Raw genomic sequence first — 13,561 nt, 5'->3', positions numbered from 1 at the left:
TTTCCAATCTTTCTGTTACAATACAGATTAGTACTGTATAAATACATTAGATTGGATTGGGAGTGAGCCGATGGATCGTACGTTTTTGATGGTTAAACCGGATGGTGTACAACGCGGACTGATTGGACGTATTGTCAGTCGTTTGGAAGACAAGGGCTTCAAAATGGCGGCTGGCAAGCTTGTGCAGGTATCTAGAGAACAAGCAGAGCGGCATTATGCGGAGCATGTGGGCAAGCCTTTTTTTGAAGAGCTTGTAGGCTTTATCACATCAGGACCTGTATTTGCCATGGTTTGGGAAGGGGATAACATTGTTACGCTTTCCCGCTTGCTGATTGGTAAAACACAAGTAACAGAGGCTCTTCCGGGCACCATTCGTGGAGACTTTGCTGCACATACACCGTTTAACCTCATTCATGGTTCAGATTCACCGGAGAGCGCAGAGCGCGAGATTGCAAATTTTTTCACACCGGAAGAATTGGTTAGGTATGAAAAAACTGTAGCGACCTGGGTGTAAGTTTAATTACGTATGAAGAAGGATGGTAGCATGACAGATCTGGAACTGGGTCAGACGGACCCCGATTACACAGCGTTTATCCGCAAAATCAAGGACAGCACAGGTATTGATCTTGCACAATACAAAGAAGCACAGATGAAAAGGCGGTTAACGACGCTTCGCAACAAAAACGGGTTTCCCAGTTTTGTTTCTTTTTATGATGCCATGATGAAGGAAAAACCTCTATTCTATGAATTTCTGGATCGTATGACGATCAATGTTTCCGAATTTTGGCGAAATCCCAATCGATGGGAAGTGCTACGGGATATCATTTTGCCACAGCTGCTTGTAGGAAAGCAGAAGCTTAAGCTGTGGAGTGCAGCCTGCTCGACTGGTGAAGAGCCCTATAGCCTGGCTATGGTTCTCGACGGTAAAGGAATTTTAGGAAATTGCTCTATTACAGCTTCCGACATTGATGATGGTGCATTGGCTAAAGCCAAGGAAGGTAAATATTTGGAGCGTTCGCTCAAGGATGTGCCTGAGCAGGTAGCTAGCAAATATTTTAAACCAGATGGTGCCATGTATCGGATTGATGACCGTCTAAAACAGGCTGTGAAATTTCAAAAGCAAAACTTGCTGCTGGATCGGTTTGAGGATGGGTATGATCTCATTATCTGTCGAAATGTTATGATTTATTTTACAGAAGAGGCCAAACATGCGTTGTATCAAAAGTTTGCTGCCAGCCTTCGTCCCGGCGGTGTTTTATTTGTCGGCAGTACCGAGCAAATCTTTTCTCCTAACCAATATGGGCTGGAATCGACTGAAACCTTTTTTTATCGCAAAAAAGCATAAGCCTGTACATATCATCCATCGTTTCGTAGGAACTTATTTCTATTCTTAAGTAATGGATGGTTGGCTTATCAACAGTGCACGTCCTTTAGCTCTTCTGGCTGAGGGACGTGTTTTTTTGTTTATCTGCCTCAGACGTGGCTTTTCTTGTCAAAGAAAGGTGCGTATACTATAATGAAGCACAGTTAAAGATTTTAGCGATGCACAGTTTAACAGTTTAAAGGGGGAACGCGTCATGAGTTTACGTTATTTAACCGCGGGGGAAACGCATGGTCCCCAGCTAACTGCCATTGTAGAGGGTATGCCGAGTAATTTGAAATTGGATTTTGAGGAATTGAATTTTCAGTTGCACCGTCGTCAGAAAGGATATGGACGGGGGCGGCGTATGCAGATTGAAAAAGATACGGCGAAGATTGCTGGTGGCGTACGTCACGGATATACCACAGGTGCACCAATTGCTCTAGTTGTGGAAAATAACGATTGGAAGCACTGGCAGAATATTATGAATATTGAGCCTATTGAAGGCAGTGATGAAGAAAAGCGTCGGGTTCATCGGCCGCGTCCGGGTCATGCGGATTTGAATGGCGGAATGAAATACAACCTGAAGGATCTTCGTAACGTGTTGGAACGCTCCAGTGCACGTGAAACAGCAATTCGTGTGGCATGTGGCGGTTTGGCTCGTCAATTACTGGCTGAGTTCGGGATCAAGGTGGCAGGTCAGGTCATCCGCATTGGTGAAATCGAAGCTCCTTATCGCGATTTGCCGATTGATGAACTGATTGCCGTAACAGAAGCTTCTTCGGTAAGAGTAACCGATCCAGAAACGGAGAAGAAGATGGAAGCGTATATTGACCTGATCAAGCAAGAAGGTGACTCCGTCGGTGGGGTAGTGGAATGTATCGTGGAAGGTGTTCCGATTGGTCTGGGCAGTCATGTACAGTATGATCGGAAGTTGGATGCACGTATCGCACAAGGCGTCATGTCGATCAATGCATTTAAAGGTGTGGAAATCGGCATCGGGTTTGAAGCAGGAGAGTTGCGTGGTTCACAGGTGCATGACGAGATTTTATATGATGAGGAACGTGGATATCACCGTCGTACAAATCGATTGGGTGGTTTTGAGGGTGGCATGACCAACGGAATGCCAGTGGTGGTTCGTGGCGTTATGAAGCCAATTCCCACACTTTATAAGCCGCTGCAAAGCGTCGACATTGATACGAAAGAAGCGTTCACTGCACAGGTTGAGCGTTCGGATGCATGTGCGGTACCAGCGGCAAGCGTAGTCATGGAGCATGTGGTAGCTTGGGAGATAGCCAAAGCTTTACTAGAGAAATTCGGCGGGGATTCAATTGAAGAAATCCGCGCGAATATTGCATCCTATGAACAACAACTGGAGCGATACTAAGATGAGCACGCTGACGGTACAGCTTGGCGAACGTTCTTATCCTATTCTTATCGGACGTGGGTTGTTGCATCAAGCCGGAGAGTCGTTGAAGGAACGAGGAATTGCACAAAAAAGCCCATTATTGATTGTTTCAGACGAAAATGTAGCGGGATTCTACTTGGCAACAGTGGAAAGCAATCTTCAAGAGGCGGGATACAGAACGGTATCATTTGTCGTTAAGCCAGGTGAAACATCCAAGTCGCTTGCTGTATTTGAGCAGGTCATAACAGCAGCCATTGAGGGCGGTTTGGATCGCAATTCAGCTGTTATCGCTCTTGGTGGTGGTGTGGTGGGTGATTTGGCTGGATTTGTGGCGGCATCTTATATGAGAGGCATCAAGTTCGTACAGGTTCCAACTACTATCCTTGCCCATGACAGCAGCGTGGGTGGTAAGGTCGGCATCAATCATCCTTTGGCGAAAAATATGATAGGAGCCTTTCACCAACCGGAACTCGTACTGTATGACGTAGATACGTTGTCAACATTACCTTCTCGCGAGGTATCTGCGGGGCTTGCTGAAATGATCAAGCATGGCTTGATCTGGGATGCTGATTTTGCTCAGTGGTGCCGTGAACATTCGACGGATTTGCTCGGACTGGATGCGACGGCACTGGAGTACGGGCTGGAGAAGGGATGCTCCATTAAAGCCGAAGTTGTATCACGCGATGAACGAGAAAATGATTTGCGCGCTATTTTAAACTTAGGCCATACGATTGGGCATGCGATTGAAGCGATTGCGGGGTATGGTGAGTTTTTACACGGGGAAGCCATTTCTATTGGTATGGTTGGCTCGGCACTACTGGGTGTGAAGCTGGGGGCAGATCCTTCTTTGGTAAACGAAACGAAGGAAATGCTGTCATCGCTGCGCTTACCGACTTCTCTTCCGTCACATCTCGATACAGATCGATTGCTCGAAGCGATGATGCATGACAAAAAATTCAAAGAAGGCAGCATTACTTTCGTTGTCCCACGCAGTATTGGGCGTGTGGAGGTTGTGAAGGATATTTCCGTCTCTTACATCCGGGAAGTCATTGAACAGTTAAAAGAGGAGGCGTAACGATGTACAATCGTGGAATTCGTGGCGCGACGACCGTGACGAATAATGAAGCAAACGAAATTTTGGAAGCAACAAGCCAACTACTGGAGGAAATTGTATCCTACAATGAAATTCAGCCAGAGGATATTAGTAATGTATGGATAACGGTGACCCATGACCTGGATGCTGCCTTTCCAGCCATGGCCATCCGTCAGCTTGACGGCTGGGACATGGTTCCGCTCATGTGTGCATTAGAAATTCCTGTGGCTGGTAGCTTGCCCAAGTGCATCCGTTTGATGGTACAGGTGAATACCGATAAATCTCAGCGTGAAATGAAACATGTATATTTGAACGGAGCACAGATGCTAAGACCGGATCTGGCTTCCCAAGGGAAATAATCGTCCATTTTTTAAGTTGATGGTTGCCAAAGTAACATTCCATGAGATATAGTGTGTGTAGCAGAGTTGAGTAGAGTAGAGTTAGCCAGAGCAGAGTTGAGATGAGAAGAGTGTAGTCTAGCCAATTCCATATGAGATTACAGAGACCAGCGGTAGCGGGTAAGCTTTTGTCCATGAAGAGACCTTCTTCTATAGAGAAGCTTATTTGGGGTAACCTGCGCGGTTATGCAAAAGGGATAAGTGTATGCTTTTCTATTTGCTGTGATCATTTTACATATGGAGCATTCTTATAATTTCAATAACTGACAGCCTCTACCTTACGGGTAGAGGCTTTTTTATTCTCTCCATTGGGTTCTGCGCCAATTTGGAAAGGAAGTGATCTCATGTTAACGCCGCATGTGGAGCAAGTGATAGCGATGGCGAATGAATTTAACCTGATTCCTGTGTACAAAAAAGTGCTGGCTGATATGGAGACGCCGATTCGGATTTTCCGTCGGTATGCTGAGCGGGACCGTGCCTTTCTGCTGGAGAGTGTAGAGGGAGGCGAGCAGTGGGCGCGACATTCCTTCATCGGAACAGACCCATTTCTGATGGTCTCAGGTAAAAAAGGTCGATTGATTTTGGAACAACACGGTAAACGGCAAATATTAAGCGACAAGCCGATTGAAGCGCTCAAAGCATTACTTCGTAAATACCGTAGTCCGAAACTGAAAGACATGCCTCCATTTACAGGCGGGGCTATCGGATTTTTTGGATATGACCTGCTTCAATACTACGAAAAGCTGCCAGAGCACTCGGTAGATGATTTGAATATGGATGATATTCGTTTTATGTTTTGCGATCAAGTCATTGTCTTTGATCATGTGAAACAGCAAATTTTGCTGGTTGGCAATGTTCATATAGGTGAAGGGTTCCGCGAGGAGGACATTCGTGCTGCTTATGCAGATGTGGAACGCAAGTTGGAGAACACGGCGCAGTATCTGCGCAAGCAGTCCCCACCGGAGCGATTAGGCTCTGCCTCCATTCCTGATGATGTGGAACTGGGTGAGATCCAATCCAATGTGACAAAGGAACAATTTATATCAAACGTGGAGCAGGCAAAGGAGTATATCCGCTCCGGTGATATTTTTCAGGTTGTACTGTCCCAGCGTTTTCACATCGATACAGAGGCCTCTCCACTACAGGTATACCGCGTGCTGCGCACGATGAACCCGTCGCCATATATGTATTATCTGAAAATGGATGACGAGATCATCGTAGGCACTTCGCCGGAGGCACTCGTCAAGGTGGAAAACGGCCGTGTAGAGACCCGACCGATTGCAGGAACGAGACCGCGTGGCGTAACGGAAACCGAAGATGCGGCGCTTGCTGAAGAATTGTTGAAGGATGAAAAAGAACGTGCAGAGCATCTGATGTTGGTAGATCTGGGAAGAAATGATCTGGGACGTGTATCCCAGTTTGGCACCGTAAAATGCGATACATTCATGGAGATTGAACGCTATTCCCACGTGATGCACATTGTATCGAATGTGTCGGGCGAACTGCGTGAGGACAAAGATTTCTTCGATGCTTTCCTGTCTTGCCTGCCGGCCGGCACCGTATCCGGAGCTCCAAAGCTACGGGCGATGGAGATTATTGCTGAGCTGGAGCGGGAAGCACGCGGAACCTATGCAGGAGCAATTGGATATTTGGGCTTCTCAGGCAATATGGATGCTTGCATTACGATTCGCACAATTGTGTTTAAAAAGAACCGGGCCTATGTCCAGGCAGGGGCTGGAATTGTGTGGGACTCCGTACCGGAAAGCGAGTATCAGGAGACGGTGAACAAAGCAAAGGCACTGCTGAAAGCAATCCGCACGGCGGAAGCGATGTTCCCAGCAACGACACAGCCTTACAACAGCGTCATCAACCAAGATTATTTGTACACTCCGTAACACACAAAAATCTGATTCTGAGGAGGAGACGACAATGGAACGACATGACATGATGCAAGTAGGGTTAAGCCGGATCATTGAGGGACAGCATCTTTCGCGTACGGAGGCCCGTAGCGTGATGGAACAGATTATGAGTGGGAGTGCTACACAGGCGCAAATCGGCGGGCTCCTGACGGCTCTTCGCCTCAAGGGAGAGACGGTAGATGAAATCACCGGTTTTGCCGAAGCAATGCGCAATTACGCTAGTCCAGTGCAAGCTGGAGAAGGGAACAGTCGTCTACTGGATACATGCGGCACCGGGGGTTCGGGTATTCACAAGTTTAATATTTCCACGATATCTGCTATTATCGCGGCTTCGGTTTCCGTACGGGTAGCAAAGCATGGCAACCGGTCTGCAAGTGGCCGTGCCGGAAGCGCTGATGTCCTGGAGGCACTCGGAGTCAACATTCATTTGACAAGTGATCAGGCGCGATCGTGTCTGGACCGCATTGGCATTTGCTTTTTATTCGCACAGCTGTATCATCCGTCTATGAAGCATGCCGCCGCGCCGCGCCGTGAGCTAGGTGTGCGGACAGTATTCAATATGCTCGGTCCATTGACGAATCCGGCTGGTGCGGATCGACAGCTGTTGGGCATTTATGATGCCGGCAAAACGGAAGTGATTGCCGAGGTATTGAACCAGCTCGGCTCCAAACGAGCCATGGTTGTCAGCAGTTTGGATGGACTAGATGAGATTAGTATTTCGGCTGCGACGCGAGTATCTGAGCTCAAGGACGGCAAGGTTCACACGTTCGAGCTTCATCCGTCCGATCTGGGTTTGCAGACACATTCTCTAGATCAGGTGTTAGGCGGCGATGCACAGGTTAACGCAGATATCATACGACGAATTTTGAACGGAGAGCATGGAGCCTATCGTGATGTTGTGTTAGCGAACGCAGGAGCATGTATTTATGTCTCAGGCGCAGCAGCTACCTTGACAGACGGAGTAGCGCGAGCAGCAGAAGCCATCGACTCTGGACTGGCACTTTCCAAGCTGGATCAATTAATACAAGCAACGGGGGAATATCAATATGTATCTTGATAAAATTGTGGTGACGAAGCGACAAGAAGTGGAGCAGCTTAAGCAGCATTTTGAGATTAATAAAGCCGAACGCTTAATTGCAGATTTACCTGTGACGAGAGGATTTGAAAATGCGATCGCCAGCGGACGCAACCGTCCGCTCGGGCTGATTGCTGAAGTAAAGAAGGCTTCTCCGTCCAAAGGGTTGATTCGACCCAATTTCCATCCGGTGGATATTGCGTGTGCATATGAGGGAGCAGGAGCCGATTGCATTTCTGTACTGACAGATGTTACGTATTTTCAGGGGAGTCCTGAATATTTACAGCAAATTCGCGATCAAGTGAAAATTCCGCTGCTGCGAAAAGATTTTATCATTGATGAACGGCAAATCTATGAAGCTCGTCTATTGGGAGCGGATGCGGTACTGTTGATTGCCGCGATATTGGAACCCCATGTTTTAGGGTCATTCTTGCAAATCGCCAAGGATCTTGGGCTGGATGCGTTGGTAGAGGTGCATGACAGTGAGGAACTTAAAGCAGTGCTGGATCTGGGTACAGCGACCTTAGTTGGTGTGAACAATCGCAATCTTCGGACATTTGAGACCCGTCTCCAGACGACAGAGGAGCTGATCTCACTGATCCCAAAAGGGGTTACATTCATCAGCGAAAGCGGCATTGCAGGACCGGAAGATGTTAAGTATCTGCATTCGGTAGGTGCGCACGGCATTCTGGTAGGGGAGCATCTGATGCGTAAGGAAGATGTAGGACAGGCTGTAGTCGAATTGATGGACGGGGTTAAAGCATGAACAAAACGGGCGTAAAAATTTGTGGACTTCAAAGCGTTGAAGTGCTAAAATCTATGGTAAACTTACCGGTCGATTATATAGGTTTTGTGTTTGCTGACAGCAAGCGCCGGATTGACGGCGCACATGCTGGAGAGTTGCTTCGCGTATTGGATGAATGGGCCTCGGGCAGCAGACCGCGCAGCGTGGGCGTATTTGTGAACCCTGACGATGCACTGTTAAACGATGTGATGGAGAAAGCACCATTGGATGTCATTCAGTTGCATGGACAGGAGAGTCCGCAGCGTTGCCGGGAGCTTAAGGAACATTTCGGCATACAGGTATTCAAGGCTTGGTCTGTGCACAATCAAGAGCAGACGGTGAAGGGCCAGGCAGAACGCCGGGCGGACGAACTGGAGGCCTACGTTGGAACAATTGATGCTTTACTGCTGGATACATACGATCCCCTGTATGGCGGCGGTTCTGGAAAAACGTTTGCGTGGGATCGAATTCCCATCTATCAGGCTTGGACTCATCAACACGGAATCCCTCTGTTTGTAGCTGGGGGGCTGACTGCCGATAACGCAGAAAAGCTGATTAGCGAGTATCATCCCGACGGGCTGGATGTTTCCAGCGGTGTAGAGACGAACGGAGTCAAGGACATTGCAAAAATCACAGCATTCGTAGAAAGGGTGAAGCAGGCATGACACAATTACCTGATAACAACGGACGTTTTGGAACATTTGGCGGACGTTTTGTACCGGAAACGTTGATGAACGCACTGATTGAATTGGAGGAATCCTACCGAAAATACGCGGATGATCCTGAATTTAAGGCAGAGTTGAACGGACTCCTGAAAGACTATTCGGGTCGGGAAACGCCGCTTTATCATGCAGAGCGTCTGAGTCAACATCTGGGCGGGGCTAAAATTTACTTGAAGCGCGAGGATTTAAACCATACTGGCGCCCACAAAATTAATAATGCATTGGCTCAGGGATTGCTGGCGAAGCGTATGGGAAAACAGAAGGTCATTGCCGAAACAGGTGCAGGACAGCATGGTGTCGCAACGGCTACCGTAGCTGCATTGCTCGGATTGGAATGCAAAGTGTTTATGGGCGAAGAGGATACGGTTCGCCAGCAGTTGAACGTATTTCGGATGCAGCTTTTGGGTGCGGAAGTGATTCCGGTGACATCGGGTACACGTACACTTAAGGATGCCGGGAATGAAGCTTTACGTTATTGGGTGAGCCATGTTCATGACACGTTCTATATTTTGGGTTCGGCTGTCGGTCCGCATCCGTATCCGATGATGGTGCGGGATTTCCAGCGTGTGATAGGCGATGAAACACGCCGTCAGATCTTGGAGAAGGAAGGCAGACTTCCGGATGTTGTTGTGGCAGCGATCGGTGGCGGAAGCAATGCTATCGGTATGTTTTATCCTTTCATAGAGGATCAAGGTGTTGCTTTGATTGGCGTGGAGGCTGCTGGAAAAGGCGTCGAGACGGAATTCCATGCAGCTACCATGAGCAAGGGGACGCAAGGAGTCTTCCAAGGCTCTATGAGTTATCTGCTTCAGGATGAGTACGGACAAGTACAACCTGCGCATTCCATCTCGGCTGGACTGGATTATCCAGGTGTTGGACCGGAGCATTCATACCTAAAAAATATTGAGCGGGCCCAATATGTCCCGATTACCGATCAGGAAGCGCTAGATGCACTTCAGCTCCTTTGCCGTACCGAAGGAATACTGCCTGCATTAGAGTCGGCACATGCCGTTGCACAGGTCGCCAAGCTGGCACCTACTTTGACTGCAGATGATATTATCGTAATTTGTTTGTCTGGGCGCGGGGATAAAGATGTGGACTCCATTATCAAGTATTTAGGGGGAAATCCGTCATGAATTTAATTGATCAGGCGTTTGAACGCCTTAAACATGAAGGCAAAACGGCATTAATTCCTTTTCTGACGGTAGGCGACCCGGATGTGGATACCACGATAGAGATCATTCGGCAGTTAGAGTCAGCCGGAGCCGATATATTGGAACTAGGCGTACCTTATTCGGACCCGTTGGCTGACGGCCCTGTGATTCAGCGTGCGTCTGAACGTGCACTGAAACGGCAAATTTCAATCCGCACCTGTATGGAGACAGCGTCTCTGGCTAGGGCGGCAGGTTCAAGGCTGCCTTTTATTCTGTTCACATATTATAATCCTGTATTGCAGATGGGGATGGATGCTTTCTTTGCAGGCTTGCAGGAGTACGGTATCAGTGGTCTGATTATTCCGGATCTTCCGCTTGAAGAAGCAGAGGAGCTGGGAGGACGGGCAGCAGAGGTAGGTGTGCATCTGATTCCGCTGGTAGCCCCAACGTCTGAACAACGGATCGAACGAATTGCCCGTCAGGCCCGAGGATTTGTGTACTGTGTATCTTCGCTGGGTGTAACCGGAGAAAGAGCTTCTTTTTTTGAAGGTATAGAGGGCTTTATCGCGCAGGTCAAACGGCATACGGATGTTCCGGTGGCGATAGGCTTTGGTATTTCAAATCGTGAGCAGGTTGTCCGGTTTTCAGACATTTGCGATGGAGTTGTGGTTGGCAGTGCCATTGTGCGACAGGTGGAGGAAGCCATTCCATTGCTGGAGGATTCTGCACGCAGAGAAGAAGGGCTTTTGCAAATTCGCGATTTTGTGGCACAATTAAAGCAGTAATGGGTGTCAAATATAAAATATTTAATTTAGTTCTGATTGGATAGAGGAGGAAGGGGCATGCAACCTAAACCGCATATTGTACATTTGCCAGTATATCAGCCCGGTAAACCGATTGAGGATGTGAAACGTGAGCTGGGACTCGATGAAGTAATCAAGCTCGCCTCAAACGAGAATCCGTATGGCAGCTCTCCCAAAGTGTTGCAGGCCATTCAGCAGGAGTTTGCTAACATCAGTGTATATCCTGACGGAAGTGCAGTTGCTTTGACACAGGCACTAGCTAAACGGACGGGATTAAAAGAAGAACAATTTATCTATGGCTGTGGCTCTGACGAAATTATTGCGTTGATTACGCGTGCATTCCTCCTTCCAGGGGAAGAAAGCATCATGGCTGATCAGACATTTTCCGTCTATAAAAGTAACGTGGAAATTGAGGGAGCAGTTGCAGTTGAGGTGCCTTTGCGTGACGGTGTACATGATTTGGATGCCATGCTGTCTCATATCAATGACCGTACAAAAATTATTTGGATCTGTAATCCAAATAATCCGACGGGAACGATTGTACCCGAAGCTGAGCTGATTGCGTTTCTGAACCAAGTGCCAAAGCATATCATGGTGGTGCTGGATGAAGCCTACGCTGAGTTTGTAATAGATCGTTCGTATCCAGACGGTATTCGCTTGTTGTCAGCTTATGAAAATTTGGTTGTACTGCGTACCTTCTCCAAAATCTATGGTCTGGCTTCGCTACGTATCGGATATGGTATGGGAGCCGAGGCAACCATTCGCTTGATCAATCAGGTTCGTGAGCCGTTTAATACTTCACGTGTAGCACAGGCTGCGGCCATTGCTGCCTTGGAAGATCAGGAATTTGTTCAGGAATGTCGGGATCGTAATGCAGAGGGTAGAGCTTATTTGCAAAATGAGCTGAAGCGTTTGGGGCTGGAGTCTTTCCCGGCACATGGTAATTTTATTATGCTGGACGTACGTCGTCCATCCGGTGAGGTATTTCAGGAGTTGCTTCGTAAAGGTGTGATTATTCGCGCAGGTCATCACAAATATCCGACATATATTAGGGTGTCGGTTGGATCACAGCCGCAAAATGAGTTGTTTATTCGTGCGCTGGAACAGGTCCTGGGGGCGGAAGCGGCGAAAGTACGCCTATAATTTCCGCAGATGGGATTTGATAATAGATGAAGATTGCCATTTTCGGCGTGGGACTGATTGGCGGGTCCCTCGCACTTTGTTTTAGAGGGAAGCCGGATATTACTGTGGTCGGTCATGCTCATCTTCCTGAACTGATAGAACCGATGCTAAGCCGTGGTGTCGTGGACACCGCGACTCTTTCGGTTGAAGAGGCGGTCAAGGAAGCCGATTTTATTTTTTTATGCGTACCGGTTGGTTTACTGGAGCATTATCTTGAACTGTTAAGTAAGTTACCGCTTAAAGTGGGGTGTATTATTACCGACGTAGGCAGCACGAAATCGGCGATTGCCAAAAAGGCATCAGAAATATCTTTGCGCAATGCTTACTTTATCGGAGGTCATCCGATGGCCGGCTCGGAGCGTTCCGGTGTCAAGGCTGCTTCTGCGTTGTTGTTTGAAAATGCATATTATGTGCTTTCCCCTGCAGAGGGTGTGCCTGAGGAAGCTTACAGTTCGCTGGAGCGTTTGTTGAAATATACCGGTGCTCATGTTGTGCGTGTCCAACCTGATATGCATGACGATATTGTTGGTGCGATTAGCCATCTTCCACATATTATTGCAGCAGCGCTGGTGAATCAGGTACGAAAGCACAATGATGAAAATCCGTTGTACCGTACATTGGCTGCTGGTGGGTTTCGTGATATTACACGGATAGCCTCTAGTGATCCGGTTGTGTGGCGGGACATTTTGCTGAGTAATCGTGATGTTTTACTGGGCCTGTTGGAAGAATGGAATGGGCAGATTGAGCGTTTTACTCACTTGCTGAGAACACAAGACGGAGAGGGAATTGCTGACGAATTTTTGACAGCAGGGCATTTCCGCAGTGAACTGCCAGAGCGTCGTAAAGGAGTTATTGTCTCTACGTTTGATCTGTATATTGATGTACCGGATACCCCAGGGATTATCGGAAGAATTGCAATGGAACTAGGAAATCACAGCATTAATCTGAGCAATATGCGAATCATTGAAAGTCGGGAGGATGTTCCTGGCATCATGAGGCTTTCCTTCCGTCAAGAACAGGACTGGGAGCGTGCCAAAACCTTACTGGATTCGATGGGCTATAAAGTGGTTGTATAGAAGGAAAGTATGAGTGTTCAATAAGGAGGTAGACCGCTCCGCGATTCATTTGATCTTACGATCGCTGTTGCCTGCAGATTTTCTGAATATATGTACAAAGGGGAAAATCCGCAGGCAAAGGCGAACGCTGCGCTTCTCCAGATTCAAATGAATCGCTCCGCTACGGACCGCCTTAAAAGCATCATACTTTCTGGAGTGAAGTAGTAAGAAAAGATTTAAAGCGGGCGAAGGTTCTCTTCCCGCTTTTTTGTTATTTGAAGAGCCGATGGAATACTCCTTTACTACTTATTAATAAAGAAAAAAAAGACCACCCGGGTAAAGCCCCAGGTGGTAGCTACTTTCAGTAAAGTAGCTGAGTAGGATAGGAGTGGAGAGAAACCATACTGTACTTTTATTATATGTATACGTTTTCATTTTGTCAATATTTTTTTTAAAGCGTTTTCTTTTTGTTTAATTATCCTTATTGGTGCTCTAAATGAAACACTTTGATTGGATTTGTCATTTATCTTGAATAAACTTAAAATCCATTGAAAAGCGGTTTAAATGAATTAGCTGCCAGCGTTAGGGAGCCTTTGATGGAAATCGTG

Annotated in this window: 13 protein-coding genes; all 13 read left to right on the top strand. The window is 47.5% G+C overall.

All coding sequences use genetic code 11. The features are described from left to right. The first annotated feature begins 70 nt into the window (after positions 1–70). The 13 genes from ndk to HFE01_RS08090 all read left to right on the top strand — a co-directional run bounded on the left by ndk (position 71) and on the right by HFE01_RS08090 (position 12,974). Positions 71–514 (top strand): nucleoside-diphosphate kinase, encoded by a 444-nt coding sequence (ndk, locus tag HFE01_RS08150; protein ID WP_013371674.1) that lies wholly within the window; start codon positions 71–73, stop codon positions 512–514. A gap of 30 nt (positions 515–544) precedes the next feature. Further along, positions 545–1,345: a CheR family methyltransferase gene (locus HFE01_RS08145; protein ID WP_013371673.1), complete on the top strand. Its 801-nt coding sequence runs from the start codon at positions 545–547 to the stop codon at positions 1,343–1,345. Positions 1,346–1,577: 232 nt separating this feature from the next. Next, positions 1,578–2,747, top strand: coding sequence for a chorismate synthase (gene aroC, locus HFE01_RS08140; RefSeq protein WP_017427548.1), 1,170 nt, complete (start codon positions 1,578–1,580; stop codon positions 2,745–2,747). A gap of 1 nt (position 2,748) precedes the next feature. After that, entirely contained in the window at positions 2,749–3,843 is a 1,095-nt protein-coding gene (gene aroB / locus HFE01_RS08135) for a 3-dehydroquinate synthase (RefSeq protein WP_019687863.1), read from the top strand. 2 nt (positions 3,844–3,845) lie between these two features. After that, entirely contained in the window at positions 3,846–4,220 is a 375-nt protein-coding gene (gene aroH, locus HFE01_RS08130; protein WP_016822205.1) for a chorismate mutase, read from the top strand. A gap of 383 nt (positions 4,221–4,603) precedes the next feature. Continuing rightward, positions 4,604–6,154, top strand: a complete 1,551-nt coding sequence (trpE, locus tag HFE01_RS08125) for an anthranilate synthase component I (protein WP_016822204.1) — start codon at positions 4,604–4,606, stop codon at positions 6,152–6,154. A 34-nt stretch (positions 6,155–6,188) separates the two neighbouring features. Continuing rightward, entirely contained in the window at positions 6,189–7,235 is a 1,047-nt protein-coding gene (trpD, locus tag HFE01_RS08120; RefSeq protein ID WP_019687862.1) for an anthranilate phosphoribosyltransferase, read from the top strand. Then, positions 7,225–8,019, top strand: coding sequence for an indole-3-glycerol phosphate synthase TrpC (gene trpC / locus HFE01_RS08115; RefSeq protein ID WP_019687861.1), 795 nt, complete (start codon positions 7,225–7,227; stop codon positions 8,017–8,019). The genes trpD and trpC overlap by 11 nt, the downstream gene beginning before the upstream one ends. After that, positions 8,016–8,702, top strand: a complete 687-nt coding sequence (locus HFE01_RS08110; RefSeq protein ID WP_107733429.1) for a phosphoribosylanthranilate isomerase — start codon at positions 8,016–8,018, stop codon at positions 8,700–8,702. Before trpC ends, HFE01_RS08110 begins: the two co-directional genes overlap by 4 nt. After that, complete coding sequence (gene trpB / locus HFE01_RS08105) at positions 8,699–9,895, top strand: tryptophan synthase subunit beta (protein WP_107733430.1); 1,197 nt, start codon at positions 8,699–8,701, stop codon at positions 9,893–9,895. The genes HFE01_RS08110 and trpB overlap by 4 nt, the downstream gene beginning before the upstream one ends. Further along, positions 9,892–10,698 (top strand): tryptophan synthase subunit alpha, encoded by an 807-nt coding sequence (gene trpA, locus HFE01_RS08100; protein ID WP_107733431.1) that lies wholly within the window; start codon positions 9,892–9,894, stop codon positions 10,696–10,698. The genes trpB and trpA overlap by 4 nt, the downstream gene beginning before the upstream one ends. Positions 10,699–10,755: 57 nt before the next feature. Then, positions 10,756–11,859, top strand: a complete 1,104-nt coding sequence (hisC, locus tag HFE01_RS08095; RefSeq protein ID WP_017427553.1) for a histidinol-phosphate transaminase — start codon at positions 10,756–10,758, stop codon at positions 11,857–11,859. Between the two features lie 26 nt (positions 11,860–11,885). Next, entirely contained in the window at positions 11,886–12,974 is a 1,089-nt protein-coding gene (locus HFE01_RS08090; RefSeq protein ID WP_107733432.1) for a prephenate dehydrogenase, read from the top strand. The last annotated feature ends 587 nt before the right edge of the window (positions 12,975–13,561 follow it).

It is taken from the genome of Paenibacillus sp. EKM10P, assembly GCF_011800655.1.
GTDB lineage: Bacteria > Bacillota > Bacilli > Paenibacillales > Paenibacillaceae > Paenibacillus > Paenibacillus polymyxa.
This window is presented reverse-complemented; position numbering and strand designations above follow the sequence as displayed.

Coding starts and splice junctions, on each gene's coding strand:
- ndk (WP_013371674.1), top strand. CDS start 71: ATGGATCGTACGTTTTTGATGGTTAAACCGGATGGTGTACAACGCGGA.
- HFE01_RS08145 (WP_013371673.1), top strand. CDS start 545: ATGACAGATCTGGAACTGGGTCAGACGGACCCCGATTACACAGCGTTT.
- aroC (WP_017427548.1), top strand. CDS start 1,578: ATGAGTTTACGTTATTTAACCGCGGGGGAAACGCATGGTCCCCAGCTA.
- aroB (WP_019687863.1), top strand. CDS start 2,749: ATGAGCACGCTGACGGTACAGCTTGGCGAACGTTCTTATCCTATTCTT.
- aroH (WP_016822205.1), top strand. CDS start 3,846: ATGTACAATCGTGGAATTCGTGGCGCGACGACCGTGACGAATAATGAA.
- trpE (WP_016822204.1), top strand. CDS start 4,604: ATGTTAACGCCGCATGTGGAGCAAGTGATAGCGATGGCGAATGAATTT.
- trpD (WP_019687862.1), top strand. CDS start 6,189: ATGGAACGACATGACATGATGCAAGTAGGGTTAAGCCGGATCATTGAG.
- trpC (WP_019687861.1), top strand. CDS start 7,225: ATGTATCTTGATAAAATTGTGGTGACGAAGCGACAAGAAGTGGAGCAG.
- HFE01_RS08110 (WP_107733429.1), top strand. CDS start 8,016: ATGAACAAAACGGGCGTAAAAATTTGTGGACTTCAAAGCGTTGAAGTG.
- trpB (WP_107733430.1), top strand. CDS start 8,699: ATGACACAATTACCTGATAACAACGGACGTTTTGGAACATTTGGCGGA.
- trpA (WP_107733431.1), top strand. CDS start 9,892: ATGAATTTAATTGATCAGGCGTTTGAACGCCTTAAACATGAAGGCAAA.
- hisC (WP_017427553.1), top strand. CDS start 10,756: ATGCAACCTAAACCGCATATTGTACATTTGCCAGTATATCAGCCCGGT.
- HFE01_RS08090 (WP_107733432.1), top strand. CDS start 11,886: ATGAAGATTGCCATTTTCGGCGTGGGACTGATTGGCGGGTCCCTCGCA.